At 75.1% G+C, this 1,121-nt stretch carries 1 protein-coding gene and 1 pseudogene; both read left to right on the top strand.

Features of this window, described 5'->3' with window-relative positions; genetic code table 11:
- A pseudogene (locus tag DW299_RS19315) lies at positions 1-875 on the top strand (hypothetical protein); the annotation flags it as partial.
- A partial coding sequence (locus DW299_RS16845) for a hypothetical protein (protein ID WP_136037275.1) occupies positions 872-1,121 on the top strand: 250 nt, incomplete at its 3' end. The pseudogene DW299_RS19315 and the gene DW299_RS16845, both read left to right, overlap by 4 nt.

Genomic DNA, 1,121 nt, shown 5'->3' with positions numbered 1-1,121 from the left:
CCCCTCCCGCGCCCCTGCCGCCCGGAGCGAACGACCCCGCCGCGCTCGAGGCGTGGCGCGCGCAGCACGCGGCCTGGAAGGAGCAGGACCAGGCGTGGCGGCGGCAGCAGCAGGACGCGGAGCGTGCCGCCAGGGATCAGCTGCGACGGGAGCGCCAGGCCGAGGCCGCGGTGTTCGCCGCGGAGGCCGCCGAGCGACGACGCGTCCGCCGGGCGTCGAACCCGCGTGCCGGTTTCGCCGCGGTGATGGCCGCGCTCGGACTCGCGATCGTGGTCGGTGCGGGCGTGGGGCTCGCGGTGGGCGAGGGCCTGGGCGGAGCGCTCGGGCTGCTGTCGGCCGCGCTCGTGCTCGCGGTGTCGATGATCGTCGCCGGGGCACTCCGGCGCCGCAGCGGCTTCCTCGCGTTCGCGACCATCGCGGCGCTCGTCGGCGGGCTCGTCGCGGGCGGCGTCGCGGCGGTGCCCGGCACCACGCTGGGGTACGCGTCGATCTCGAACAACCAGCCGGCGCAGGTGCGTCAGCCGTTCGGCGACCTGTACGTGCGGCTGCACGCGCACGACGACGGACCGCGGCCCATGCTGATCGACAAGGGCTCCGGTCGCACCGAGATCTTCGTGGACGAGGGAGTGCGCCTGGCGCTGCGCGGCACGGTCGGCGACGACGTCGAGGTGAGCTGGATCCGCGTCGACCCCGAGGCCGGCCGCATCACCGACAGCGGCACCTGGCCCCTCACGCGCGACGATGGCACCTGGACCGTGTCGGAGGACATCACGTCCGGCTCCGGTTCGCCGACCACCGTGCAACCCGTCACCATCCACCAGACCAGCGGCGTCATCGCCATCACGGTCCAGGAATCACCGGAGGACGACCGATGAGCACCGACACGATCACCACCCCGCGCACCCGCTGGGCCGCCGTCATCTGGGGCGTGGTGCTGGCCGCGATCGCCGGGGCCGCCCTGTGGGTGCTCGCCGACGACGACCGCCGCGCCGCCCTCGCCGACGGAGTGGGCACCCTCACGCCCGCCACCATCCTCACCGTGGTGCTGCTGAGCGCCGGTGCGCTGCTGCTGGTGGGCGGAGCCGCCGGGCTCGTGCGGCGGGCCCAGATCGGAAGAGCGT

It is taken from the genome of Microbacterium sp. K35 (assembly GCF_004794375.1).
Taxonomy (GTDB): Bacteria; Actinomycetota; Actinomycetes; order Actinomycetales; family Microbacteriaceae; genus Microbacterium; species Microbacterium sufflavum.
The sequence above is the reverse complement of the archived record's forward strand: the minus strand, read 5'-3'. Positions and strand labels throughout refer to the sequence as shown.